Source organism: Nocardia sp. NPDC051900 (genome assembly GCF_044452545.1).
In the GTDB taxonomy this organism is placed as follows: domain Bacteria; phylum Actinomycetota; class Actinomycetes; order Mycobacteriales; family Mycobacteriaceae; genus Nocardia; species Nocardia sichangensis.
In genome coordinates, this window is record NZ_JBITBU010000004.1 from 382,795 (window position 1) to 407,919 (window position 25,125).

A 25,125-nucleotide genomic window follows, 5' to 3' on the forward strand; every position below is an offset into this window, starting at 1 on the left:
GACGTCCGCTGTTTTTCGCGTGGATCAGGCGAGCCGCCGGATCGCTTCCGGACCGAGGTCGGCGATCGTCGGGTAGCCGTCCACCGCCATCAGCAGATCGGCCTCGGCGAGCAGCGAACGCACCACGTGCACGAGGCCGTCGACACCCCCGAGGGCGAGCCCGTAGGGGTAGGGGCGTCCGATGCCGACGGCCGTGGCGCCGAGCGCCAGCGCTTTGACGATGTCGGCGCCGGTGCGGACGCCGGAGTCGAACAGCACCGGCAGGCCGTCGGCCGCCGCGACCACCTCCGGCAGATGCTCGATCGCGGGGATGCCGCCATTGGCTTGTCTGCCGCCGTGATTCGAGCAGTAGATGCCGTCGACGCCCGCGTCCTTGGCGCGCCGTGCGTCGTCGGGATGGCAGATGCCCTTGAGGACGAGCGGCAGGTCGGTCAGCGATCGCAGCCACGTCAGGTCGTCCCAGGTCAACGCGTTGCCGAACAGCGAGATCCAGGTGAGAATGGCGGTTTTCGGATCCTGTTCGGGTGGGCTGGGCAGCAGCGCTCGGAAGACCGGATCGCTGAAGTAGTTGGCCAGGCAGTGGCCGCGCAGCTGGGGAAAGTTGGAATTCGTCAGATCGCGCGGGCGCCAGCCGGGCACCCAGGTGTCCAACGTGACCACGATGGCCTTGAATCCCGCCGCTTCCGCCCGCTGGACCAGGCTCTGCGCGAGATCCCGATCGGTGGGGGTGTAGAGCTGGAACATCCCGGGGGTGTCGCCGAACTCGGCCGCCACGTCCTCGAGCGGATCGACGGTGAGGGTGGAGGCCACCATCGGGACGCCGGTGCGCGCCGCGGCCTTGGCTGTGGCGATGTCGCCGTGCCCGTCCTGGGCGCACAGCCCGATCACGCCGACCGGGGCCAGGAAGATCGGCGTCGGCAGCGTCATGCCGAACAGCTCGATCGAGAGGTCGCGCGTCTTGCTCGCGCGCAACATGCGCGGGATCAGGCCCAGTTTCTCGAAGGCCGTCACATTGGCGCGTTGGGTGAGTTCGTCGCCGGCTCCGCCCGCGACGTACGACCAGATCCCCGGTGGCAGCGCCGCCCGGGCCTTGGCTTCCAGGTCGGCGTACGTCATCGGGAAATCGGGCAGCACGCCGCCGAGCCCTTGGAAGTAGATCTCGTTCTGGTAGTCGCCGAAGTTGGTCACGCTGCTCCTGTCCACGTCTCGATGCATGAATGTATCCGATACGTTCCTGTAGCGGGTTCGGTGCGGCCATGCTTCCCCCTACTCCGGAGAAACCCAACTCGACCAGCCTGCGGTAAGCGCCGAGCTGCTCGCGCGGCACCAGCGGCTCGGGCCGGTTGCGCAACCGCAGGACGGCGGCATCGACTCGCGGAACCGGATGGAAACTGTGCCTGCCGACGCGCGCGCCCAGTTCGATTGCCGTCGTCGGCCAGTGGGCGACGGTGAGCTTGGTCCAGCGGCCGTAATCACCGGAGTGCCTGCGAGCGAACTCGAGCTGGGTGAGCAGAGTCGCGGCGGTGAGCCCGTCCGCGCCCAGGCGCCAGCGCACGATGTCGGTGGTGATGGCGAACGGCACGTTGGCCACGACGGCGAACGGCTCCCGAGGCGGGCGCACCGTGCGGAAATCGCGGTGGTACAACTAGATTCGCGGATCGTCCGCGTATCGGCGGCCCAACAGTGCCGCGTAGCGCCGATCCTTCTCGTAGGCGCGGACCCGGCCGTTCACGGTCAGCAATTGCCTGGTCAGTATGCCGTCACCGGGTCCGACTTCGAGAACGAGATCGTCGGCGGTGACGCCGGAGGCGTGCACGGTCAGCCTGGCGGCGCGTGCGTCGGTGAGGAAGTTCTGCGAGAGCCGCTTTCGTGTGGTCGCCGGGTCGCCGACGCGGATTCCGCTCGAACGGATCAGGAGATCGCAGCGGTACGGTGCACCGGCAGAGCGCGGGCCTCCGTACGCAGCCGGAGGTAATACGCGCCGACCGCGTACGCTCCGTTCATGCCGGGACTGCCACACATGTCCCGCACCGTACGACCGTCACCCAGCCGTGTGCCACTTCTTTTCCGGATGCGGCACCGTGGAGTTCAGCGCGGCGTCGACTGGCCGACCACGTCCGGGTCTTGCCGCTCGGCGGCGTAGGCCCGCCAGGACTTGGCCTCCGCGTGCTTGCCGAGCTGGTCGAGGAGATCGGCGAGTTCGGCGATGGCGCGCGGCTCGTGGCGGTCGGCGGCGGTGCGCCACCAGGATTCGGCCCCGACGGGATCGCCGCGCCGCAGCCGAACCCTGCCGAGTTCGTAGGCGGCACCCGCGTGCCCGGCATCGGAGGCCTGCGCCCACAGTCCGCATGCCTGCTCTTCGTCGCCGCGGCGGTACATCGCGACGCCGAGGTCGTAGAGCGCACCGCGATACCCGGGGTCGCCCGACTGCCTGGACTCGCTCGCCCGGGGCGGGGCCTCGACCGGAGCGGGCCGTTCGCCGGGCTGCGGGACTCCGTTCGGCACCGACGCCGTATCGGGAACCCGGGTACTCGACACGCTCGCCGGGGGGGTGCTGTTGGTGTCCACCGGGTCGAGCTCACGGACGGGTTTCTCCGCTGCCGGGGGCGTTTGCGACACCTGTCCGCCGAGCGGTGAGTTCGATTCTCGCTGGATGTGATTCGGCTCCGCAGCGCCGGAACTCGAAGGCGAAGTCTGCGCCGGGGGCTGGGCGTGCGTGCCGGCGACGTCGAATGCGCGATATGGGTCCGCCGTCGGACGGTTCGCGACCCGCGGGCTCGATCCGGCGTGCGGACCGTCCGCCGAGGGGGAGGTGGTGGGCGGGACTCGAGTGTCCTGGGGGACGGGCCCGGACCCGGGAGGTGAGGTGCCTGTTTGGGGCTGGGTGTGTGTGCCGATGGGGTCGAGTGCGCTGGGGTCCGCCGCAGTTGGACGGTTCGCGAGCGGGCTCGATCCGGCGCGCGGACCATCTGCCGAGGGGGAGGCGGTGGCCGGGACTCGAGTCGCCTGGGGGACCGGCCCGGACCCGGGAGGTGAGGTGCCTGTTTGGGGTTGGGCGTGTGTGCCGACGGGGTCGAGTGCGCGATATGGGTGCGCGGTCCACGGATTCGCGACGAGCGGGCTGGCTTCGGTGCTCGTGCCGTCCGCCGCGGGGCGAGCGGGTAGCGGAGCGTTCGGTGCGGGTGGCGTATTGCCGAGCAGCAGGCCGGTGCGGGAGCGTGCCGGGTCCTCGGGCGGATGTGTATGTGCGACCGGAGGTCCGAAGGTTCCGTACGAGTCCGCCGCCGTTCTCTCGTGCGCGATCCTCGGATGGTGAGCGAGGTTCCGGGCGGGTACTTCGGACTCCGGCTGCGGCCCAGGCGACTGGGTGGTCGAGCTCGACGCCGGCTGCGCGCTGTCCGGGGCTCGGGAGCCGGGAGCGGAAGATGGAGTTTCCGCAGTGGATCGTGTGGCGCGGGAGGACTGCAGATTCACGAAGAGACTGCCTGCGCGGCGGGGCGGGGTCGTTTCCGTCGTTTTCTCGGCACCGCCACCGACGGCTGCCGAGGAAATCCCGGTGAGCCGTTCGGCCGCCGTCGCGGATGCGCTCGCGGCCGTAGCGGCGTCGATACGCGGAACGGGCATGGTGGGCGCGGTGGGCGGGCCCGCCGACGAGATCGCCTGCGGAATAGGCGGATTCATGCCGATCGGAGCCGTCGCGGGCGCGGCGGGAGCCGGAGGCTCCGGGGCGACCGGTGTGGGAGCGGTGGACAGTTCCACGACCAGGTTCGCGAAGTTCGGTGGCCCCTCGCCGATGCTGCACCACAGCACGACGCGACCGTTGGGCCGGTGCTCGACGACGATGCCGTAGTTGCCCGTCCACGACTTCTGCGTGCCGAATTCGTCCACCCAGACGGGGGTCAGTGTCACCAGGGTCACCGGCGCGCTGGGCGTGACGGCGAAGCTGACCCCCGCGGCCAGCGCGTCGCTCCACGCGTCGACTCCGGCGAGTGAACGTCCGTGCAGGTCCAGATAGCCGTCGACGACCGACAGACCCATGCCGAGCCCACGCAGCCCTGCGGGCGGTGCGGCGGAGATCATGGTCAAGGCGATGGTGGTGGGCGCGGGGCCGACTTGCTCGGTGTACATCGGGTAGACCATGCTGCCGTGCCAGCGGATCGGATCCGCGCTCTGGTAACGCGCGGCCAGCGGCAGCTCTTCGGGCGTATTCCGGGCAGCCCACGACGAATACCGCTCGTTCACTGTCGCGCGCCTGCCTTTCCACCCGATCCCTACCGCCGCCCCCGCGCCGGGCAGCGGGATATACCGTACTCGCCGCGAACCGGAACTGCGCCGCGATCCCCTGGCGGCAGGTAATGCCCCGAGCCTCAACGCTACCGGGGAGTTCACGCCATTTCCCAATGGTGCGCAGTGGCGAGCCGGGCGCGGAATCGGGCGGCGCACGCGTGTGCGGACCCTGTTGTCGATATCCGAAGCGAGGAAAAGGATCGCATCGGCGAGGCCGGTGTCCCGCGCTGCCATGGGCGAACGGTCCGCTGCGACCGTCGCTCCCGGAACCGGCGGACGGAGTGCGCTGTGGCGCTCGAGGGGGATCGGAGCGCTTTTCCGGAACGCCGAACAGCCGACCAAGCGCTTGCTACGCTCGATTGATGATCTCCACGGTGGTCTGGGGAACCGGCAACGTCGGCCGGGCGGCCATCCGGGCCGTCGACGCGCACCCCGCGCTGCGTTTGACCGGGGTGCTGGTGCACGATCCGGCGAAGGTCGGCCGCGATGCGGGCGAACTCGGCGGGCTGGATCGGGACTTGGGCGTCGCCGCGAGCGATGATGTCGGCGCCATTCTCGGCGCACGCCCGGACGCGGTGGTCTACGCCGCCTCCGGCGACATCCGGCCGGACGACGCGCTCGCCGATATCGTGCGCGCCCTGCGCGCGGGCGCGGTGGTTGTCACCCCTGCTCTCTACGCCCTCTACGATCCGCGCAACGCACCGCCAGAGGTACGCGACCCGGTACTGGCGGCGATCGCCGAGAGCGGCGGATCGCTGTTCGTCTCCGGTATCGACCCCGGGTGGGGCAACGACGTACTGCCGCTGCTGATCAGCGGGCTCGGGAGCACGGTGGAGACGATCCGCTGCCAGGAGATCTTCGACTACTCCACCTACGACCAGCCGGACTCGGTGCGCTACCTGGTCGGCATGGGGCAGCCGATGGACTATCAGCCGCCGATGCTCGCGCCGTCGGTGCCGACCATGGTGTGGGGCGGGCAGATCCGGCTGATGGCACGGGCGCTCGGTGTCGAACTCGACGAGATCCGCGAGACGCTGGATCGGCGCGCCCTCGACGCCGCCGTCACCACGACGTCCATGGGTGAATTCGAGGCGGGCACCCAGGGCGCCGTGCGTTTCGAAGTGCAGGGCATCGTCGCGGGGCAACCGCGACTGGTCGTCGAACACGTCACCCGCATCCATCCGACGTGTGCGCCCGATTGGCCCGTACCGGCCGGCGGCGGCGCGGGTGCGCACCGGGTGATCATCGAGGGGCACCCGCGCATCGAAGTGACCGTCGAGGCGACCGACGAAGACGGCAACCGCTCCGCGGGCGGGAACGCCACGGCCGTCGGCCGCCTGGTCGGCGCGATCGACTGGCTGGTGGCGGCGAAACCCGGACTCTACGACGCACTGGATGTCCCGTTGCGTCCCGCCGTCGGCAAACTCGGAAGGAAGCACCCATGATCATCGACGTTCCCGAGGGCAAGGATCCGATCGGCTACGTCTGGGGTGAGATGGTCCCCGGCATCGGCGTCGCCGCCTCGAATTTCTCGCTGTCGGTGTACTCGCACAGCACGCTCGGCCTGCGTGAGTTCGAGGCGGCCCGGCTGCGCATCGCCCAGATCAACGGCTGTCTGTTCTGCATGGACTGGCGCACCGAACGCGACGGGGTGAAGGTCGAGCCCGAATTCGCCGACGCCGTCACGAACTGGCGCACCACCGACGCTTTCGACGAACGCACCCGGCTCGCCGCCGAATACGCCGAGCGTTACGCCACCGACCATCACAACCTGGACGAAGAGTTCTGGCATCGGATGCTCGCCCGCTACAGTCAGGCCGAAGTCGTCGAACTGAGCATGAGCATCGGCTCATGGCTGGCGTTCGGCCGGTTGAACCACGTGCTCGGCTTGGATTCGGTGTGCGTGCTGCCCGGCCATACCGGCAACCGGTGAACCGGCGCCGAAAAAGCTAGACCGGCATTCTCGACACCCACGCGGGCTGCCCGTCGACCAGGCCCAGTTCGAACTCCTCGGGAGCGTCGAGCACGGCGCCGAGCTGGCGGAGCGCTCGATCGGCGGAGATTTCCGCCGGGAAACGGATGTATTCGAGGGTGGCGCCGGATATCCGGGCCCGGAATCGGTACCGGAATTCGACCTGGCCCGCGTAGGTCAGCGCGATACGGCCCTGCCAGTCGATGTCGTGCCTGCCGTCGGACCGCCGGGTGAACGACACTTCCTGGTCGGCGACCGAGTCGTGCCCGAGCAGATAGATGTTGAACGCAAGGTATTCGACGTCGTCGGCGTGCGCGAGGGGCAGCGGGTCGACCGTGAGGCGCTGCGGTTGTTCGGATTTCAGTCGAAAGGGCCGGCCCGGCGCCGCGGCGCGCAGGCCGGTGGCGTCGTCCTCGCCCCAGTACGTGGACGACAGCGTGCAGCTGTGATAGTTCTGCCACACGATCGGCGACAGCCAGTCCTCGCCGTCCTCCTCGCCGTGGGCGGGGTCGCGTTCGGCGTTGTACGCCGCGGAGCGCAGATGCAGATCGAACCACAGGCTGCCGGCCTGGTCCATGCGGCCGGTCCACGCGAACTCCTCGATCGCGTGCCCTTCCGGCCACGGATTGCCCGGGAACACAATTCTCCCGGCGGGCGAAAAACGCACCAGGTCGGTCCTTTCCATGCCGACACACCCTAGCGACCGAGGCCGACAAACTCGATACGCCAGATCAGGGAAGCCGCGACCGGACCGGTCGTGCCTCAGGCGTTGGCCGGCGCCTCCTGCTCCGGCTGGTCGGCGGGCGGCTCGTCCACCGTCCGTTTCGGCCCGGTGAACCAGGTCCGGGCCGACGCCAGCCACCAGATGCCGATCGCGCCCACCACGCCGACCAGGGTGATCGGTGCGTAGTTCACGGTGTTCCAGGTGAATTCGCTGTGCCACGGATAGCCGCGGGCGTCGGCGGGCAGGATGAACAGGAAGCTGATCAGCACGATCCAGATCAACGCGACCACTCCGACCGGGCGATACCACGCGCCCAATCGCCATGGGCCGGTGCGGAATCGGCTCCCGTGCCGCTGCCGCAACAGGATCGGAATGCCGTAGGCGATGTAGAGCCCGATGGTCGCGACCGAGGTCGCCGCGGCGTAGGCGGTCGGTGCGTTCGCCGCGGGCACCAGCATCGACGGAATCAGCAGCACGAACGCGAAGAACGAGATGAACAGCACCGCGTGCACCGGTACCTTGCGCGTGGAAAGCCGCGACCAGTACCTCGACCCCGGCACGGCGCCGTCCCGCGCGAACGCGAACAGCATGCGGGAAGCCGAGGTCACCGAGGCATATCCGCAGAACAATTGCGCGACCGCCGCGATGATCAGCAGCGAACCCGACCAGAAGCCGTTCAGCGAGTTCTCCAGGATGTAGATCACGGGATAGCCGCTGTTCTTCGCTGGATCCAGCGCGTCGTCCAGATTCGGGATGGCGAACGTCACCGCCATGATGAGCAGATATCCGGCGATCGCCGACACGACGATCGTGTTGATGATCCCTTTGGCCGCCATCCGCGACGCGTCGTGTGTTTCCTCCGACATATGCGCGGAAGCGTCGTAGCCGGTGAAAGTGTATTGCGCATGCAGCAGGCCGAGCAGGAAGCTGAACGCGACCCCGCCGAATCCGATCGCGCTGTTGTCCACCGTCTCGGTGAAGACGAATCGGGCACTCTGGTGGTGTTCCGCTCCGAAGCCGAGGACGACCACGAAGATCGCCACACCACCCACGTGCCACCACGCGGACACATTGTTGATCACCGCCGACAGATGCGGGCCGATCACGTTCAAGACGGCGTGCAGGACCAGGATGGCGGCGAACACCAGGAAAATCGCGGTGCGGTCGGTGCCGATGTCGATTCCGACGACGTTCAACACCACGGTGGTGAAGATGGCGGCGCCGTAATCGATCGCCGCGGTCACGGCGATCTGCCCGATCAGGTTGAACCATCCGGTGAACCAGCCCCACACCGGTCCGCCCAGTTCGGCGGCCCACCAGTACAAGCCGCCGGAGGTCGGGTAGGCGGAGGCCAATTCCGCCATGGCGAGTCCTACGAACAACACCATGAGCGAGACCAGCGGCCATCCCCAGGCCATGGTGATCGGGCCGCCGTTCGCCAGACCGATGCCGTAGCTGGCCAATCCACCGGTCAGGATGGACACGATCGTGAAGCTGATGGCGAAATTCGAGAAACCCGACCATGATCTGGCCAGTTCCTGCTTGTAGCCCAGTTCGGCGAGCCGACGTTCGTCGTCGGAAGGGGGTCGGATCTCGGTCATGTCGTGCTCCCGGGTCAAAACGCTGCCCTCATACCGCGTTTGCCAGAAGATCAGTGTGAAGTACGGATCGGTCACCCGCAGCGCAACCAGCAAATTCGTGGAACGGTGGCCCACGCGGCCGCCGGGTGGACGCCGAACGTAGCGTGAAGCCATGAGCGAGCGACTGGTGGTCATCGGCGGTGACGCGACCGGAATGTCGGCGGCCTCGCAGGCGCGCCGGATGAAGAACGCCGACGCGCTGGAGATCGTGGTCTTCGAACGCGGCGGGTTCACCTCCTACTCGGCCTGCGGCATTCCGTACTGGGTCGGCGGTCACGTCGTCGACCGGGATGCCCTGATCGCCCGCACGCCCGAGGAACATCGGTCCCGCGAGATCGACTTGCGGCTGCACACCGCGGTCACCGAGATCGATGCCGAGCAGGCTCGCGTGCGCTATCGCGACCGGGAAACCGGCGCGTCGGCATGGATGTCCTACGACCACCTCGTCATCGCCACCGGCGCCCGCCCCGTCCGGCCGCGGCTGCCCGGTATCGACGCGAACGGTGTGCACGGTGTGCAGACGCTCGACGACGGGCAGGCGCTGCTCGACACGCTGGAGCGGGCGCGCGGCAACCGCGCCGTCGTGGTCGGGGCCGGTTACATCGGCGTGGAGATGGCCGAGGCCCTCATCCGGCGCGGCTACGACGTCACGATGGTCAACCGCGGCTCGGAACCCATGTCCACGCTCGACCCCGACATGGGGGCTCTGGTGCGCGACGCGATGTGCGGAATGGGCGTCAAGGTGGTCGGCGACGCCGAGGTGTCCGAGTTCCGGACGGATGACGACGGCCGGATCGCCGCGGTTGTCACCGACACCGCGGAGTACCCGGCCGACGTGGTGGTGCTCGGCATCGGCGTGCGCCCGGAGACCGAGCTGGCCCGCGCCGCCGGTCTGCCGGTGGGGGAGTACGGCGGGCTGCGGACCGATGTCGCCATGCGGGTACGCGGGCACGAGAACATCTGGGCGGGCGGCGATTGCGTCGAGGTGCTGGACCTCGTCTCGGGCCGGGAACGCCACATCCCGCTCGGCACCCATGCCAACAAGCACGGTCAGATCATCGGCGCGAACATCGGCGGGGGATACGCGGTCTTTCCCGGCGTCGTGGGCACCGCGGTCAGCAAGGTATGCGAACTCGAGGTCGCCCGCACGGGTCTTCGGGAGAAGGACGCCAGGGCAGCGGGCCTGCAATACGTGACCGTCGCGGTCGAATCCACCAGCCGCGCCGGCTACTACCCGGACGCGGCGCCGATGACGGTGAAAATACTCGCCGAGCGGCTCACCGGACGCTTGCTCGGCACCCAGATCGTGGGACGGGAGGGCGCGGCCAAGCGCGTCGACATCGCCGCGGTCGCGCTGACCGCCCGGATGACCGTCGATCAGATGACGATGCTCGATCTCGGTTACGCACCGCCGTTCTCCCCGGTGTGGGATCCCGTTCTGGTAGCAGCGCGCAAGGCCGTCACCGCTGTGCGCAAGCGCGGGTAGCCCGCTCAGCCGAAGATTTCCAGCAGCTCGGTCTTGCCGAACATGACCGCGGCGTCGCGGGCCGACGGGGTGCCCGCGTCGGGGTCGGCGCCCGCCGCTGCGAGTTGTCGCACGATCTCGCTCTCGCCCTTGAAAACCGCCCCGGCCAGCGGAGTCTGGCCCTTGTCGTTGGCACGGTCCGGATCGGCCGACCGTTGCAGCAGCGCCGCCACGGCATCGGGGTGCCCGTGGTAGGCGGCGAGCATGAGCAGGGTGTCGCCCGCGTCGTTGGTGAGGTCGACCGGCACGCCGGCGTCCACATAGGCGGCCAACCTCGCGGTGTCTCCGCGCCGAGCGAAGTCGAACACCTTGGCGGCCAGTTCCAGCAGTTCCGGGTCGATCTCGTCGGTGCTCATCCACTCACTCCTGTCCTGGGCCGCGTGATCAGCGCGCGGCCGCCGACTTTCCGAGTTGTTCCCGCACTATGCGCAGATCGTCGACGAACGCTTCGTAGGCGGCGGTACGGTCGGGCGCGCGCAACACCGACGAGGGGTGCACGGTGGCGATCGCGCGGAAGTCGGCCGTCTCGACGACCTCGCCGCGGCGTGCGCTGACCTTGAACGCGGGACCGAGCACCGCCTGCGCCGCGATCGCGCCGAGGCACACCACCAACCGCGGACGCAGCAGATCGAGTTCGGCGTCGAGCCATGCCGAGCAGGCGACCACCTCGGTGCGGCCGGGTTGCTTGTGGATGCGCCGCTTGCCGCGCTCCACGAACTTGAAATGTTTCACCGCGTTGGTCAGGTAGACCGCGTCGCGGTCGATGCCGACCTCCGCCAGCGCCCGGTCGAGCAGCCGCCCCGCCGGACCGACGAACGGATGGCCTGCCACGTCCTCCTGATCGCCGGGCTGCTCGCCGATCAGTACCACGTCCGCGTCCTGGGGCCCCGCGCCGAACACCGTCTGCGTGGCATGGCGGTAGAGATCGCACCCGTGACAGTCGCAGGCCGCTTGCCGCAGCCGCGTCAGATCCGCGTTCTCGGGGACGTACATCGCGGCGCCGGGCGCCTTCGTCACCATCGGCCGACCTCCTCTGCCCCTCGTGCTGGTGGCGGCTTACCCGTTTCCGCGGCCCTCACGCGACAGTCGCGTATCTGCCTCCCATGTGGTGAACGAGCGGACCCGGGTCGGTATAGTCGCCGCGGATGAGTAGTGTCACCGCCACCGCCGGAACGCCGATGTCCCAGAACCGTCGACTCGCGCGCGTGCTGCGCCCGGCGCCGGTTCTCGCACTCGCGTTCTCCGCGTTCTGTCTGCTGACACCGGTCTGGCCGTTCCACAAGATCACCGGCGGGTTCATCGACCTGCAGGTCTATCGCCTCGGCGTAGACGCCATGCGGCACGGCGCCGACATGTACGGGCAATTGCCGCAGACCACCATCGGAGCGGGTCTGCCGTTCATCTACCCGCCCTTCGCCGCGCTCGCGCTCGGCCCCTTCGCAATGCTGCCCTGGGACGTCGCCGCGTTGAGCTTCTTCGTCTCGTCGGTGGCCGCGTTGGCCCTCACGCTCTATCTGGTGGCGCGGCGGGTGTGGCCGGACGAGTCGCAGCGCCGGCTGGCAGTCTGGGCCACCGCGTGCGCCACTCCGCTGGGGCTGCTGCTGGAGCCGATTCACTCCACGCTGGACTTCGGTCAGGTCAACCTGTTGCTGATGGCCCTGGTCGCCGCCGATTGCCTCACCCACAAGTCGCGCTGGCCCCGGGGCATGCTGATCGGCGTCGCCGCCGCGATCAAGCTGACGCCCGCGGCGTTCGTGCTCTACTTCCTGGTCCGGCGGGACTACCGCGCGGCCGCGACCGCCGCGGTCACCGGCGCGGCCGCCACGGCGCTCGGCTTCGCGATTCTGCCGAAGGAGTCCGTCAAGTATTGGTTCGGCGGCCTGGGCAACGTGTCCGGGCTGAGCGGTTCGGCATTCCACACGAATCAGTCGATTCAAGCGGTGTTCTCTCGTTTCGAAACGCCCGAGCCCGCGTTCACCATCATCTGGTTGGTCCTCGGCGCGTTGCTGCTCGCGCTGGTGATCACCGCCATGCGCCGAGCCGCCGACTTGCCCGCGCTCGCGCTGTCCCTCAACGCCGTCTTCACGCTGCTGGTTTCGCCGATCTCTTGGTCCCACCACTGGGTGTGGATCGCGCCCGCGTTGTTCGCCATGGTAGGTCACGCGTCCCGCCTGCCCGGTAGGCGGGCGATCGGGTGGTGGGTGACGTTCGTGGTGACCGCGGCGGTATTCGTCATCGGCCCGCACAACTGGCTGCCCGACGGCGAGCACCGGGAGACCGCGTGGACACCCTGGCAGCATTTCATCGGCAACACCTACGTCTGGTTCAGTGTGGCGCTGGTCGTGCTGTTCCTGGTCGCCCGCAGGCGGAAGGTCGTTGGCGGCGGGAGCCCCGCCCGCGAGGAACCGGCCCACACGTCCGAGGCCCCGCCCTCAGCGCTGTCGGCGCGCTGAGGAACAGCGGCGGCCTCCGTCGCGTCAGCCCATGCCGGGAGCGGACGGCGCGACGAAGAGGAAGCTCTTCTCCTCGACGCGCTGCTTGATCCGCCACTGTCCGTCCACGCGGACGAACGTGTCGTGGTACCAGAGACCGCACAGCATCATCGTCGGCGGTCCGTCGCCGCCGGACACGAGCATCGGGTTGTGACACATCGTCCGCCCGGTGGCGGTGTCACCGTCGACTCGGATGGACGAGTTGCTGATCAGGTGTTGGAAGGCCGGGAAGTTGGGCAGGACGGCGGCCAGGAACTGCTTCGTCGCCGCCAGATCGCCCACCGATCCGCCCATGGCCGAGTAGTCGATGTGCGCGTCCGGGGTGAACACCTCGTCCAGCAGGTCCCACTGTCGAGTGTCGACCGCGTGCGAATACCGCACCATCAGGTCTTCGATCTCGAGTCGATCCGAAATCTCCTGCAACGACAGCATGCCTGCCTCCCGATTGACGTCGATACGGGGTAGATGCCACCAGGATTCGGCGTGCGAGGCAAGGTCCGCGCGGTCAAGCCTTGCGCGGCAGGATGTTCAGCACGAGTGTGAGCCCGGCCACGATGCTCACACACGCCACGAGCGTGGTGAACGCCGATTGGGTGAGCGCCGCGATGCCGATCGAAAAGGCAAGGCACGTGGTCAAAGCGAGCGCGCCGGTTCCCGGTTCCACACCGGCGATGCGGGTTGGTCGGTGATCCGTCATTGCTATGTGATACCCACCGCGGCCCGTTACGAAACCGTGATGCCGGCTGATTTTCCGCCGGGGCGTGCCAGCAGGTCAGCGCCCGATGGCGGCTCGGGCAGGATCGAGTCGTGACCGTCGCTGTGCAGACCCTCCTCGCCGAGGATGACATCCGTTCCGCCAACGCCCTTTTCCGCACGGCCATGGTGGGCTTGCCGCCGCTGACCCCTACCGCGGAGCTGTCGGAGCCCGGTCGCACGCTCGGCGCCTACATCGATGGCGAACTGATCGGCACCGCGGAGTCGTACACCAGCAGGCTGGTCGTCCCCGGCGGCGCGCGCCTGCCGCACGCGGCGGTCACCCACGTCGGAGTGCTGCCGACCCACACGCGCCGCGGGGCGCTCACCGCGTTGTTGCACCGTCAGCTCGCCGACATCGCCGAACGCGGCGAAGCGGTCGCCACGTTGCGCGCGTCGGAGGGCGCGATCTACGAACGGTTCGGCTACGGCATCGCCAGCTCGTTCGCGCGGGTGGAGTTGCAGCGCCGTCGGGCCCGGCTGCGCGACACGGTGGCGGCGTCCGGTCCGGTGCGTTTCATCGACGGCGCCGCGGCGTGGAAACTGTTGCCGCAGATCTACGCGACGGCCGACGTCGCCTGGACCGGCGCTGTCGATCGGCCCGAATACTGGTGGCGGTTGCAGGAATCGCTGAGCACGGAGCCGAACTACTGTCTGGTCCACGGCCCGGCCGGCGCCGAGGACGGGTTCGTCCGCTACCAGCCGGTCGATCCGAGGAGCTGGTTGTCCCGGCCGGAAAAACAGGTGGTGATCAACGATTTCGTCGCGACGACGCCCGCGGCGTATCGCGGGCTGATCCGCGGGCTGATGTCGATCGACCTAGTCGATACGTTCGTGTTCCCGTTCCTCGCCCTGGACAGTCCGCTGCGCCACCTGCTCACCGACGAACGCGCGGTGCGCGTGCTGTCGACCAGGGACGAGACCTGGTTGCGCCTGGTCGATGTCGGGCACGCGCTGGCGCGGCGCACCTATCGCCAGGCCGCCGCGGTCGTGGTGGAGGTGCGGGACCCGATCCTGACGGCGAACTCCGGCCGCTACCGGATCGCTGTCGACGGCGTGCGACGAGTTCGGGAGAACCCGGATCTCACCACGAGTATCTCCGATCTCGCGGCGGTCTATCTGGGCGGAACGACATGGCGCGAACTGGCTTTCGCGGGTCGTGTCGACGAACATCGTCCCGGTGCGGTCGCGGACGCGGACGCGCTGTTCGCCACCGACTCGTTGCCGTTCTCGGGGACCTTCTTCTGAGCGCGAGGCAGGCGTACAGTACGTACGTACGGTTTGGTAGCGAGCCTCGGAGTGGCCTATGTGGGATCCCCAGCAGTACCTCGCCTTCGACGATCACCGGTCCCGCCCGTTCTTCGACCTGCTGAGCCGGGTCGCCGCGGCCGAACCGCGGGTGGTGGTGGACCTGGGCTGCGGTCCCGGGCATCTCACGGCGGTCCTCGCGCGGCGCTGGCCGGGCGCGATCGTGCGAGCGCTCGACTCGTCGCCGGAGATGGTCGCGGCCGCGCGAGATCGTGGCATCGATGCGACGCTCGGGACGGTACAGGAATGGCAGCCGAGCGCGGAGACCGATGTCGTGGTCTGCAACGCCGTCCTCCAATGGGTGCCAGGGCATCCGGACTTGCTGGCTCGGTGGATGCGAGAGCTTCCAACGGGCGCGTTTCTGGCCGTGCAGGTGCCCGGAAATTTCGACGCGGCCTCGCACCGGGCGATCCGCCAGGTGGCCGCTCGCGACGATTGGCGCGACAGCCTCGGACGAGCGGGCATCCTCGAGCCGAGGGCGGTGCTCGATCCCGCCGGATACGCCGACCTGCTCGCCGCCACGGGCGGGGCGGTCGATGCCTGGGAGACGACGTACCTGCAACGCTTGAGCGGAGAAGATCCGGTGCTCGAGTGGGTCACCGGCACGGCGTTGCGGCCCGTGCGCGGGGCCCTCGACGACGCGCAGTGGCAGGAATTCACAGCGCAACTCGCCCCACTGTTGCGCAACGCCTACCCTCGACGCGCCGACGGCACCACTTGGCTGCCCTTCCGGCGAGTCTTCGCCGTCGCCCAGAAGCGATAGGCCGCAGCGGCGCTCAACGGCCGTGCTCGTGCGCGGTCGACAGCAGCCGGTCGACCCGGCTGCGCAGTTCGCTGGTCACGGCGGGCATGCCGACCGACGGTAGCTCGGCTGCCACATTGGCGGCGAGAACGCGCAATTTGGTGTTGGTTTCCTGCGACCGCACGCGCAGGATGGCGAACGCTTCGTCGGCGTCGAGGCCATAGACCAGCATGACCGCGCCTTTGGCTTGTTCGATCACCGCCCGCGCGGCTACCGGGTCGAGGTCACCGCCCGCCGTGCCGTCACCGTCGTAGCTCACATGCACGCACTACCCGTCCACGGCGGTTCGACACGCGCTTCGCGCGCGGGAACACCGGTGTTGCGGTGGCCTCGGCCCGGTGAGGGGTTGACGCGAGCCTCGGGGATCGCGATACTTCGAACGTCATAGCGATTGCGTATAACTTGTCCTGCGGAAACGCGACGGAGACAGATCAATGACGATCCATACGGCAGTCGAAGCATTTCTTCTGGCTCAGGTGGACGACCCGGTCCCCGAAGCCCCCCCGAACTCGGAAAAAATTCTCCAGCTGTTCCGGTATTTCACGTGGTTCGTGATTCTCTCCGGAGTCACCGGAATCGCCTATGCGGGTGGAAGATTCGCCTGGGAAAAATGGAACGGCGGTCCGCTCGCGTCGGCGAAAATGGTCGCGGGCGGAATGCTCGGCGGCGTCATCGCCACCAGCGCGGGGACGATCATGAATGCGCTGATCGGTTGAATCGGTCGGCCGGCGCATCCGAATCCGGCCGCCGCGGTCAGTCGGTAACCTCCAATTCGACCAATTGACCCGGCGTGAAAGACTTTTCGCGCCGATTGGTCTCGACGCCGAAGACCGCGACCACGAGGTCGCCGCCCGGCTGGACCACTCCTGCTTGGGTGAGGGTGCCGTACCCGACGATGGATTCGCCGACATGATCGGCGAGTTCCACCGCGGGAATTCGAATCGTCCTGCTCACGGGGCACCTCTATCGAGTCGAAGTGTTACTGGCTGCTGTGTCCGAGTTCGCAGGACTCGATCCTAATCCCAGAAAAGCGGCGCAGCACCCCCTGTCGCCGCCGATTCACCGCGCCGGGCCCGCACGGCGGCAAACTGCGCCGTCAGGACGGAATTCCGTGCGCCATAACGATTTACCTCATGGCCTTGACCGGTTCGTGACCAGCGCGAGCGCGTCGGCGACCTTGGCCTGGAAGTGCGGGCACTCACGGAAGTCCGCGGCGGCGCAGTCGAGAGCGTGCGTAATGGTCTCCAGCGCCGCGGTGGACTGCGCGATCCGGCTGACGAGCTGGTCGCGGTGGGCAAGCAGCAAGTCGCGGCGAGCGGAGCGGTCGGACGCCTCGGCGAAGAGCGTGGCGAGTTCCTCCAGCGACAAACCCGCCTGCTTGCCGATCAGGATCATCGCCACGGTTTCCGCATCGTCGTCGCGGTAGCGGCGACGGCCCGCCCCGTCCCGCCGCGGCGCGAGCAATCCGGCATCCTCCCAGTGCCGCAGCACATGGGTGGCCAGACCGAACCGCGCCGCGAGTTCACCGATCGGCATGTCGTCGCCCGCCATATCCGCACTCTAGGCGGCGCGGGCGGTGAGCCGCGTGTACAGCCCGATGGGCTGACGCCGCGGACGTACCGCTTCCCGCCGCACGGTCGCCGCCTCGAACGAACGGCGCAACGCGCTGAGCGCGGCCGCCGAGCGCAGGAAACGGAAGTCGTAGATTGCCACGGCGCCGCCGGGTCTCGATACCCGCGCCAGCTCGGCTATCGCGCGGTCGACCTCCGGCCACTCGTGCATGCTCAGGCTCGAAACGACCAGATCGAAGCTGTCGTCGGGGTAGGGAAGCGCGGCCACGTCACCGACCGACAGTTCCACCGCGCCGCCGGACAGCTTCGCGGCGGCGAGGTCGATCATGTGCGGGGATAGGTCGATGCCGTGCAGCCGCAGATCCGGCCGCCGAGAACCCAACTGCGCCAATAGTTCCCCCGGCCCGGTTCCCACGTCGAGCACGCACGCCCCCGATTGCGCGATTGCGTCGACGTCCGCGGCGATCCGGCGGTACAGGCCCCCGAGCAGCCGGGAAGCCCGCTGGTCGTAGCCGCGGCTCTGCTTTGCTCCGAACGTTGTCATGGTCACCTCTCCTCGTGCTGCGCTCAGCTTGCGAGTTGAGGTCGACCTGAAGTCAAGAGTTGCTTTCGGCGCCGAGTCGCCGAGGCTTGCCCCCCGCATCGCGCCTCAGTGGACGACCGGCGATCGCGGGTGCGGCACAAAGCAGGTCCGATCGTGACAGTGCCGCCGCGACGGTCGATCCACGTGCGGCGGCAGCTGCGGCGATCTGCCTTCCTCATGTCGGTTCGCGTGACACCGGGCGGAATGCCTCGCACACCGCCGATCATTGGAGCTGGAGAAAACTTCCAGCCGAGAAGCGCGGCTCCGCCGGAACGCGGCGGGGCCGCACAACAGGCGCTCTCAGATGCACCAGACGGCGCTGCCGAGCGGTATGCAGAAGACTACCGAGCCGAAAACCGGCGTCGCGGCGCCGGACGGCGTCGTTTCGGCGGTAGCGGCGGGAGCCGCGATGACGCCGAAGGAGACGGCCATTGCGGTCGCTGCGACGATTTTCGTGATTTTGGTCGACATTGTGCATCCTTTGACTCGAGTGAAACTTAACTCTGACTCACGAGATTCATGCTTCACCCATAGTCCGGTGAGCACCAGGCAAGGAAACGTCAAGTTCCCCGGCTTTACGTAACAGGACGATCACCGATGGCGCTTTTTTCGGGGTAGTGGCAGCCAACCCGGGCGAAAAACCTACCGGCGGATTCTTTTTGCCCACAATCACCGGAATTACGTGCTTCGATATGTGTTCGACTCTCCTTTGCCCAATGGAGATCTGGCTATCTCCGATCGTGTCGTGGAGTGATAGCCGTCGGCCCGATGCGTTGCCACGGCAGGCGCTGTGCGGATTGGTTCGGCGCGAGGGAGAGCCGTTCGGTAACGGTGATCGTTACGCCCTGGAAGCGGGGTGGGGCCGCCTGTTGGGCCGCGCCGCCGCATCCGCATGAAGACTTCCCACTGTTGGTGAGTTGGGCCCGAATTCGGTCGGCGCTGCGACCCTAAACTGAGGTAATGGTGCAGCCAACGCCCTGGCAGTCGGACGAAACGCGAGACGACCGGTCCGCCCGGCAGGACCGGGCGGGAAGCGGCGCCGTCGTGCCGGCGAAGGCAATTCTGGCCGCGCTGCGCGGATATTGGGGCTATGTGTGGGCCGCGGTCGGAAGCCTGGTGACGCTCGTGCTGCTGTTCCAGCCATGGCTCACCGCCGCGGGCGCCGATGGCAAGGTCAGCACCAACGCGTTCGGCCGGATGGAGATCACCACGCGGTTCCTCAACGTCTGGTCGCGATCGGCGCCTCCCGGCGCCCGGATCACCGGCTTCTGGGCGTTGCTCGCCTGTGCCGCTATCGTCATCGCGCTTTTCGCGATCGTGGTGAACCTGCGCCTTCGTATCGAGGCGCTCAATCGGCTGGCGACGCTGGCCACGTTGGTCGCCGCATTGTTCGTGGTGTTCACGGTGCTCTACATCAACAGCAAGGGCCCCGAGCTGAAGGCGATGGTCGGACGCAAGACGGATCTGGGCGGGCAGATCGGATCGTTGATGAACTGGGCGTTCGGCAACGGCAAACTCGTCGTGCCCGGTATCGGGCAGGTCGCCTACACGTCCGCGACGCTCACGCCGTGGGCGCTGCTCGCGGGCGTGACTTCGCTGGGCTCGGCGGTCGCCGCCGTCACCCAGTGGGTCCGCAACCGATCGGGCAACCTGTTCCGCCTCCCGTTGCGGATCAACGTCGTCACGTCGAAGCCGTCCGCCGAATCCGAAGACGCGGACTGACCGTCAACCCCCGCGGGGCCGAGTAGACTCGCCCGAATCACTGTGTGAGTACGCAGTCCGAGGCGGTAACGCATGGTCGGCACAGAGGTACTCATTGCCGGTGCTGGGCCGGTCGGGTTGACCGCGGCAATCGAGTTGGCCCGGCGCGGTGTCGCCTGCCGAATCGTGGACGCGCTGCCCGAGCCGCCCCGATACGCGAAGGCCGTGGGCATCCAACCGCGAACGCTCGAGGTGTTCGAAGGGTTGGGTGTCCTGCGCCGGATGCTCGACGCATCCCTCCAGTTGCGTGGCCAGCTGGTGTACGTGAACGGCGCCGAGGTGGCCAGGACGGAACTCACGCTGCCCGCGGACGTCCCCTACGGGTTCATCGGGCTGCCGCAATACGTGACCGAGCGAATCCTGCGGGAGCGATTGGCCGAGACGGGCACCCGGATCGAACGCGCCACCTGGCTGACGACCTTCGAGCAGGACGACAGCGGCGTGCGCGCGGTGCTCGTCGACGCCGACGGCGAACACACCGTCGACGCGCAGTTCCTGATCGGCTGCGACGGAGCGCACAGCATCGTCCGCAAGCGGCTGGGCCTGTCCTTCGGGGGAGCGGCGTTCGCCGAGCAATACATGCTCGGCGATGTCGAACTCGACTGGTCGCTGCCCCGCGGCTACGTCATCCGCTCGACGCACCGCACCGAAGGCGTCACCGATGACGTGCTGGTGTGCATACCGTTGCCGGGACGCGGCCGGTACCGAGTGTCGATGCTGGTCCCCGACGAACTCACCACGGCGGAAACGCCCAACCCCGACCAACTCGTGCACGGATTCGAAGGCGGCCCCACGCCGCGGTTGCACCATATCCAAGCCGTCCTCGACCGCCTCGCTCCCGAGCCGGTCACCGCGTCGAAACTGCGATGGTCGTCGGTCTTCCGGATCAGTCACCGCATCGTCGATGCCTACGCGCGCGGACGGGTTTTCGTGGCAGGCGACGCAGCGCATATTCATCCGCCCACCGGCGCGCAGGGGATGAACACGGGCATTCAGGACGCGCACAATCTCGCGTGGAAGCTCGCGCTGGCGGTCAACGGCGACAGTGCACCGAAACTGCCTGTCAGCTACGACGCCGAGCGCAGGCCGGTCGGCGAAGAAGTGGTCGGACGCACCGTGCGCAGTGCGCGGGAGGGTATCGGGGCCGGGGAGTCGGACCTGGATTTCGTCATCCGGCGTGAGGCGCAACTGCTGATCGACTACCGCGACAGCCCGATCGTCGCGCGCGCGGCCCACCGCTGGCCGGGTCTGCGGGCGGGAGTGCGCGCTCCCGACGCCGCCGGGTTGGTCCGCGGCGCGGTCACCTTTCCGATCCGCCTGTTCGCGCTGTTCGGACGGACCGATCACACCCTCCTGCTCTACGCCGACGACAGCGCCGGGACCGAAATCGGGGCGCTGGCCGATCTTGCCGCAGCGGCGCGCCGCCGAGCGCACCGGCGCCTGGACGTGTACCTGCTCGCCGCACCCGGAGTGCGGGTCGGCGATACGCTGCTGCCGGTCGTCCGCGACCGTGACGCCGATTTCGCGAAGGCCTACGGCGCCACCGGCGCAGCCGCGTATGTCGTGCGTCCCGACGGATACCTCGGTTACGCGGGGTGGGCGTCCGCGATCGACGATCTGACCGAGTACCTCGGCGCGACGTTCCGCTGACGGCGCCACGCCCATTGTGCGGACGAAGGACCTTCCCCCCTTGCGTGCGACCGACTCGATCGGGTACCCCGGATAACAGGAGGTGTTCGATGCCGTCCGCACACCCGTCCCCGACGCGGACAGAAGAGGTCATCGTGCCGTCGGAGTCCACCCGACTGGCCGGGGTGCTGGCTGTGCCGCCGGAGCGCACCGCGCTGATCGCCTTCGCCCATGGCAGCGGCAGCGGCAGGCGCAGTCCGCGCAACCGGTTCGTCGCCGAGGTCCTCAACCAGGCGGGATTCGCGACGATGCTGGTGGATCTGCTGACCGTCGAGGAGGAAGGCGACCGCGCCCGCGTGTTCGACATCGAGTTGCTCGCTCACCGGCTGGTCGAGGTGACGCACTGGCTGCGGACGCGGCCGGAGCTCGGTGGCCTGCCGACCGGATATTTCGGGGCGAGCACCGGCGCGGGCGCGGCACTGTGGGCGGCGACCGAACCGGGCACCGAGATCGCGGCGGTCGTCTCCCGTGGCGGTCGTCCGGATCTGGCCGGTTCGCGGTTGGGCTCGGTCCGCGCACCGACACTGCTCATCGTGGGTGGCAACGATCGATGGGTGCTGGAGATGAATCGGGAGGCGCAGTTACGGATGCCGTGCCCGAGTGAGCTGGACATCGTTCCCGGCGCGACACACCTGTTCGAGGAACCCGGTGCGCTCGAACAAGTCGCCGACTCGGCGGTAGCGTGGTTCCTGCGCCATCTCACCGTCGTGCGCCACTGAACACCACGGGGAGGTCGTCGGTTCCGGGCGCGACGCGGGTGCCGAAACCGCGGCTGATGTCTTCGATTTTGGCGCAGAGCCAACGGGATTCGGTGCGCGGGGCCCATTCCAGGCGCATGTGCCGCACCTGCAGTGGAATCAGCCGGACCTCCGCCGAACCGTGGTCCACCGCCACGAGATACAGCGGATGCAGATCGGTGTGGTACCGCTCGTGGCCGCGGATGCCTTCGTAGTCGTCGATGACGTCGCCGCACCCGTAGAGGATCGGTTTGCCACGGTAGATCTCGATCGGACGCGGATGATGCGCGGAGTGCCCGTGCACCACGTCGACTCCGGCGTCGATCAATCGGTGTGCGAACTGTGTTTCGGTTCGCGTCACGTCGTAGCCCCAGTTCGGCCCCCAATGCACGGAAACGATGCCGATGTCGTTGTCCCGCTTGTGCGCCGCCACCTCGGCGGCGACATCATCGGCCGCCGTGGCGCCGGGGGAGTAGCCCACTCGCCACAGGCCCGGCCGGTCGCGCCGTGCCGACCAGGATTCCGGAACACCGCTGGATCCGGCGGCGACCGACACGATCACCACGCGGCGGCCGTCGGCGAGTTCCACCGTGGCGGGGGCACGCGCGCCCGCGAGGTCGGCCCCCGCGCCGGCGCGGTCGATATGCGCGGCGTCGAGCGCTTCGAGGGTGTCGGCGAGCCCGGGAATTCCGAAATCGAGCACGTGATTGTTGGCCAGCGCGCAGACCACCGGTGCGATCGCGGTCAACGCGGGCACGTTGTCCGGATGCATCCGGTAATGAATGCCCTTCGCGGGAGCGAACGCGCCGTCGGCGGTGATCGACGTCTCCAGGTTGAGCAACCGAACCTCGGGATCGAGCTGGGCGAGCAGCGGCAGCACATCACCCCACAAGTGCCGGTATCCGACCGGATGAGTGAACTCGCCGTGCGCGCGCTCGGCCAGCTCCACGTAGGTTCGTGCGTCGTTGACGTACCGTTCGCGCAGCCTCGGGTCGCCGGGATGCGGCAGGATCTGGTCGACACCCCGGCCCAGCATGACGTCGCCGCCGAGCAGCACCGTCGCCATGTCACCATTGTCGATCATCGCGGCCTCGATGTGAACGCGCCGCTAATCGCGTACCGCACCCGAGTACCGGGCGTGACCCGTACTCGCCGACCTCCTGGAGCGGTCGGCTACCGAGTCGCCTGCCGGGCCATCGAAAGCAGCTGCTGCGGGTCGTCGGCGTAGACGGTGGCGATGACGTTCGCTCGCGCGGCGAGATCACGGGCGAGATCGCGGATCTCCTCCGACGCGGCCGGGTCGGCGTCGATCCCGGTCAGCAGATCGCGGGTATGGATCGCGGTAGCCTGCGCGCAGCGTCGCAGGCGTGCTTTCGCAACGGTGTCGAGCGCGGCGGGACTGAGATAGCGCTGAATGTGCTCGCCGCGGTCGGTGACCTGGTTGACGATCGGTTCGGTCGCCGCGTCGGTGAGCCAGCGTTCGGCGTCGGCCGTGATCTCGAAGACGAGATCGTGGTCTCGGATGTCGGTCGGATTGGCGGAGGTGGTCAGCAGGGCCATGCTCGCCCGTCCGATCGCGAGGAACCCGCTCATCGCGTGGGCGAGCAGGATATGCGGGTTTGCTGTCGGCAACTGGTGTAGACGTTCCCCCACGACGGTGACCCAGCAGGCGAGGTGTTCGGCTCCGGTGTCGATCGACGTCGCTGTCGGCATAGCGCGACCATACGCTGTTACCCAGGTGAGATATACGGAGAAACGCTGAAAGTTCGCCAGAAGTCGCGATTGGGCGTGCTCGCCGACCGGCCTCGCTCCGTTGCGCCGCCGCGGCAGCGCCGGAATCGGCGTTCCCGATCGTCGTGTTCATGCTGGCCTCGCCACGACGATCCCAGGGGATACGAGGGCGTGGAAAGTCTCTGCCGGAGTGGGTCATCGGGGGACGGAGGCCGGCCGTCGCGTCCGGACTTGGGCGTTAACTGTGATTGTGCCCGTGCTCGGCTTCCGAAAGGTTCGGCCGCCGTGCCGAAATCGCATTCGCACGTGCATCCGACCAGGGGTCCGGTTGACCGATGCGGCACTTCGAAGTTCGGCTACCGCCCGGATGCCGGATGCCGGATGCCGGATGCCGGATGCCGGATGCCGGATGCCGGATGCCGGATGTCGGATGCCGGATGACCGGTACCGGCGGCCACGGGTCCGGTGAGTGGGATACGGGTCGTGCTGCCGTCACGTGGAAGCCAGATACTAGCTGTCGAGCGCCCTTACGCGCGGAGGTGGCGCTGTGGGCCGCAGCCCCTTCGCTTCGCTGGCCTACCAGCGCACTTCCCGCTATTTGGAACTCATCCTATGTTTATAAAGAGGATAGTAGTACTCTAAACTATCTACCTGCAGTTTCACTATGTGAGATCCGGGCTTCGCGTCGCCGATGGCTCGAATCTATCCAGCGAGGGAGTGTCGCGTGCTGGAAATCGACCACTTCAGTCACGGATGGCTTACGCCCATCGTCGCCTACGTCATGTCGTTCACCGGATCATTGCTGGGACTTCGATGCGTAGCCAGATCTCGTACCGGGTCCGCACGCGACGGCTGGCTGATCGCCGCGGCGGTCGCGATCGGCGGCACCGGCATCTGGGTCATGCACTTCATCGCGATGCTCGGCTTCGCCATCGAGGGGGCGACGATCCGGTACGACGTTCCGATCACCCTGCTCAGCGCCGTGATCGCCATGGCTGTGGTTTGGATAGGACTGCGCATCGCACACCAGCGAGCGCTGGGACCAGTGGGACTGCTGGCCGGCGGCGGGGTGACCGGTCTTGGCGTCGGCGCGATGCACTACGCGGGCATGTACGCCATGAAATCCGACGCGATGATCGGCTACGACGGACGGATCGTCGCGTTGTCCATGGTGATCGCCGTCGTCGCGGCGACCGCCGCGTTGTGGTTCACACTGCACACCCGCAGCACGCTCGTCACCGTCGGCGCGGCGGCGGTCATGGGTGTCGCGGTGTCCGGCATGCACTACACGGGCATGCTCGCGATGCACGTGCACGAAGCCGAGCACATGCACGCACCTTCCGGGGCCGGCGCGACGCAGTTGCTCACCCCGCTGATCGTGAGCATCAGCCTGGTGACGGTGCTGCTACTGCTGCACCTGGGTGTCACGGAAGTCGACGACGAGAACACCTATGTGCCGCAGGGCCGGCACGCTGCCAGCTACTGGCCGACTCGTGAGTGAACCGACCAGGTAGCGCTTTGTCGCCGGTCGGCCGAATGACGCGGTAGCC

The 25,125-nt window shown here is 68.1% G+C and carries 25 protein-coding genes and 2 pseudogenes; 11 read left to right on the forward strand and 16 right to left on the reverse strand.

Features of this window, described 5'->3' with window-relative positions:
- Positions 1-24: 24 nt before the first annotated feature.
- The 3 genes and pseudogenes from ACIA5H_RS08845 to ACIA5H_RS08855 all read right to left on the reverse strand — a co-directional run bounded on the left by ACIA5H_RS08845 (position 25) and on the right by ACIA5H_RS08855 (position 4,242).
- Entirely contained in the window at positions 25-1,188 is a 1,164-nt protein-coding gene (locus ACIA5H_RS08845) for a lactate 2-monooxygenase (protein WP_397074949.1), read from the reverse strand.
- A 94-nt stretch (positions 1,189-1,282) separates the two neighbouring features.
- Positions 1,283-1,915: pseudogene (locus ACIA5H_RS08850) on the reverse strand (ribosomal RNA small subunit methyltransferase A); the annotation flags it as partial.
- A gap of 173 nt (positions 1,916-2,088) precedes the next feature.
- A complete protein-coding gene (locus ACIA5H_RS08855) occupies positions 2,089-4,242 on the reverse strand; it encodes a hypothetical protein (RefSeq protein WP_397074951.1) in 2,154 nt (717 codons plus the stop codon).
- A 407-nt stretch (positions 4,243-4,649) separates the two neighbouring features.
- Between ACIA5H_RS08855 and ACIA5H_RS08860 the strand changes: the two genes are divergently transcribed.
- Together ACIA5H_RS08860 and ACIA5H_RS08865 are read left to right on the forward strand one after the other, a co-directional pair.
- A complete protein-coding gene (locus tag ACIA5H_RS08860) occupies positions 4,650-5,732 on the forward strand; it encodes a dihydrodipicolinate reductase (protein ID WP_397074953.1) in 1,083 nt (360 codons plus the stop codon).
- Positions 5,729-6,220: a carboxymuconolactone decarboxylase family protein gene (locus ACIA5H_RS08865; protein ID WP_355075281.1), complete on the forward strand. Its 492-nt coding sequence runs from the start codon at positions 5,729-5,731 to the stop codon at positions 6,218-6,220. Before ACIA5H_RS08860 ends, ACIA5H_RS08865 begins: the two co-directional genes overlap by 4 nt.
- A 16-nt stretch (positions 6,221-6,236) precedes the next feature.
- Here ACIA5H_RS08865 and ACIA5H_RS08870 read toward each other — a convergent pair whose 3' ends face one another.
- The gene (locus ACIA5H_RS08870) at positions 6,237-6,944 is read right to left on the reverse strand and encodes a hypothetical protein (RefSeq protein ID WP_379253774.1); all 708 of its coding nucleotides are present in this window, start codon (positions 6,942-6,944) and stop codon (positions 6,237-6,239) included.
- Positions 6,945-7,021: 77 nt separating this feature from the next.
- Complete coding sequence (locus ACIA5H_RS08875) at positions 7,022-8,584, reverse strand: amino acid permease (RefSeq protein WP_397074956.1); 1,563 nt, start codon at positions 8,582-8,584, stop codon at positions 7,022-7,024.
- Between the two features lie 151 nt (positions 8,585-8,735).
- Between ACIA5H_RS08875 and ACIA5H_RS08880 the strand changes: the two genes are divergently transcribed.
- Positions 8,736-10,109, forward strand: a complete 1,374-nt coding sequence (locus tag ACIA5H_RS08880) for an FAD-dependent oxidoreductase (protein WP_364432323.1) — start codon at positions 8,736-8,738, stop codon at positions 10,107-10,109.
- Between the two features lie 5 nt (positions 10,110-10,114).
- On the opposite strand, the gene ACIA5H_RS08885 is transcribed toward ACIA5H_RS08880, so the two are convergent.
- Both ACIA5H_RS08885 and ACIA5H_RS08890 read right to left on the reverse strand, forming a co-directional pair.
- Positions 10,115-10,504, reverse strand: a complete 390-nt coding sequence (locus tag ACIA5H_RS08885; protein WP_379253772.1) for an ankyrin repeat domain-containing protein — start codon at positions 10,502-10,504, stop codon at positions 10,115-10,117.
- A 28-nt stretch (positions 10,505-10,532) separates the two neighbouring features.
- Positions 10,533-11,168, reverse strand: coding sequence for a UdgX family uracil-DNA binding protein (locus ACIA5H_RS08890; RefSeq protein WP_397074959.1), 636 nt, complete (start codon positions 11,166-11,168; stop codon positions 10,533-10,535).
- A 125-nt stretch (positions 11,169-11,293) separates the two neighbouring features.
- On the opposite strand from ACIA5H_RS08890, the gene ACIA5H_RS08895 reads away from it, so the two are divergent.
- On the forward strand, positions 11,294-12,601 hold the full coding sequence (locus tag ACIA5H_RS08895; RefSeq protein ID WP_397074961.1) for a glycosyltransferase 87 family protein: 1,308 nt from the start codon (positions 11,294-11,296) through the stop codon (positions 12,599-12,601).
- Between the two features lie 24 nt (positions 12,602-12,625).
- On the opposite strand, the gene ACIA5H_RS08900 is transcribed toward ACIA5H_RS08895, so the two are convergent.
- Positions 12,626-13,072, reverse strand: a complete 447-nt coding sequence (locus ACIA5H_RS08900; protein WP_356965729.1) for a nuclear transport factor 2 family protein — start codon at positions 13,070-13,072, stop codon at positions 12,626-12,628.
- 73 nt (positions 13,073-13,145) lie between these two features.
- Positions 13,146-13,337 (reverse strand): hypothetical protein, encoded by a 192-nt coding sequence (locus ACIA5H_RS08905; protein ID WP_355075296.1) that lies wholly within the window; start codon positions 13,335-13,337, stop codon positions 13,146-13,148.
- 110 nt (positions 13,338-13,447) lie between these two features.
- Between ACIA5H_RS08905 and ACIA5H_RS08910 the strand changes: the two genes are divergently transcribed.
- Both ACIA5H_RS08910 and ACIA5H_RS08915 read left to right on the forward strand, forming a co-directional pair.
- Positions 13,448-14,641 (forward strand): GNAT family N-acetyltransferase, encoded by a 1,194-nt coding sequence (locus ACIA5H_RS08910; protein WP_397074964.1) that lies wholly within the window; start codon positions 13,448-13,450, stop codon positions 14,639-14,641.
- A 58-nt stretch (positions 14,642-14,699) separates the two neighbouring features.
- Positions 14,700-15,464 (forward strand): trans-aconitate 2-methyltransferase, encoded by a 765-nt coding sequence (locus ACIA5H_RS08915; protein WP_397074966.1) that lies wholly within the window; start codon positions 14,700-14,702, stop codon positions 15,462-15,464.
- A gap of 13 nt (positions 15,465-15,477) precedes the next feature.
- Here ACIA5H_RS08915 and ACIA5H_RS08920 read toward each other — a convergent pair whose 3' ends face one another.
- Positions 15,478-15,762, reverse strand: a complete 285-nt coding sequence (locus ACIA5H_RS08920) for an ANTAR domain-containing protein (protein ID WP_356965735.1) — start codon at positions 15,760-15,762, stop codon at positions 15,478-15,480.
- A gap of 175 nt (positions 15,763-15,937) precedes the next feature.
- Between ACIA5H_RS08920 and ACIA5H_RS08925 the strand changes: the two genes are divergently transcribed.
- Positions 15,938-16,219, forward strand: a complete 282-nt coding sequence (locus tag ACIA5H_RS08925) for a hypothetical protein (RefSeq protein ID WP_355075301.1) — start codon at positions 15,938-15,940, stop codon at positions 16,217-16,219.
- 37 nt (positions 16,220-16,256) lie between these two features.
- Here ACIA5H_RS08925 and ACIA5H_RS08930 read toward each other — a convergent pair whose 3' ends face one another.
- From ACIA5H_RS08930 to ACIA5H_RS08945, 4 genes are all read right to left on the reverse strand, one after another.
- Positions 16,257-16,457, reverse strand: coding sequence for a hypothetical protein (locus tag ACIA5H_RS08930; RefSeq protein WP_157170965.1), 201 nt, complete (start codon positions 16,455-16,457; stop codon positions 16,257-16,259).
- Between the two features lie 177 nt (positions 16,458-16,634).
- Complete coding sequence (locus ACIA5H_RS08935) at positions 16,635-17,054, reverse strand: MerR family transcriptional regulator (protein ID WP_379253766.1); 420 nt, start codon at positions 17,052-17,054, stop codon at positions 16,635-16,637.
- A gap of 9 nt (positions 17,055-17,063) precedes the next feature.
- On the reverse strand, positions 17,064-17,618 hold the full coding sequence (locus ACIA5H_RS08940) for a class I SAM-dependent methyltransferase (RefSeq protein WP_379253765.1): 555 nt from the start codon (positions 17,616-17,618) through the stop codon (positions 17,064-17,066).
- 339 nt (positions 17,619-17,957) lie between these two features.
- The gene (locus ACIA5H_RS08945) at positions 17,958-18,128 is read right to left on the reverse strand and encodes a hypothetical protein (RefSeq protein ID WP_355075308.1); all 171 of its coding nucleotides are present in this window, start codon (positions 18,126-18,128) and stop codon (positions 17,958-17,960) included.
- A gap of 489 nt (positions 18,129-18,617) precedes the next feature.
- Between ACIA5H_RS08945 and ACIA5H_RS08950 the strand changes: the two genes are divergently transcribed.
- The 3 genes and pseudogenes from ACIA5H_RS08950 to ACIA5H_RS08960 form a co-directional block, all read left to right on the forward strand.
- Positions 18,618-19,379, forward strand: a complete 762-nt coding sequence (locus ACIA5H_RS08950) for a hypothetical protein (RefSeq protein ID WP_355075310.1) — start codon at positions 18,618-18,620, stop codon at positions 19,377-19,379.
- A 72-nt stretch (positions 19,380-19,451) separates the two neighbouring features.
- Positions 19,452-21,068 (forward strand): FAD-dependent monooxygenase, encoded by a 1,617-nt coding sequence (locus ACIA5H_RS08955; protein ID WP_397074971.1) that lies wholly within the window; start codon positions 19,452-19,454, stop codon positions 21,066-21,068.
- Between the two features lie 86 nt (positions 21,069-21,154).
- Positions 21,155-21,826, forward strand: a pseudogene (locus ACIA5H_RS08960) (dienelactone hydrolase family protein); the annotation flags it as partial.
- Here the strand turns inward: ACIA5H_RS08960 and ACIA5H_RS08965 are convergent.
- Together ACIA5H_RS08965 and ACIA5H_RS08970 are read right to left on the reverse strand one after the other, a co-directional pair.
- The gene (locus ACIA5H_RS08965) at positions 21,807-22,928 is read right to left on the reverse strand and encodes a CapA family protein (RefSeq protein ID WP_379253763.1); all 1,122 of its coding nucleotides are present in this window, start codon (positions 22,926-22,928) and stop codon (positions 21,807-21,809) included. The pseudogene ACIA5H_RS08960 and the gene ACIA5H_RS08965 sit on opposite strands and share 20 nt — an antisense overlap.
- A gap of 89 nt (positions 22,929-23,017) precedes the next feature.
- On the reverse strand, positions 23,018-23,557 hold the full coding sequence (locus ACIA5H_RS08970) for a hypothetical protein (RefSeq protein ID WP_355075316.1): 540 nt from the start codon (positions 23,555-23,557) through the stop codon (positions 23,018-23,020).
- 742 nt (positions 23,558-24,299) lie between these two features.
- Here ACIA5H_RS08970 and ACIA5H_RS08975 point away from each other — a divergent pair.
- On the forward strand, positions 24,300-25,076 hold the full coding sequence (locus ACIA5H_RS08975) for an MHYT domain-containing protein (RefSeq protein ID WP_379253762.1): 777 nt from the start codon (positions 24,300-24,302) through the stop codon (positions 25,074-25,076).
- Positions 25,077-25,125 lie beyond the last annotated feature (49 nt).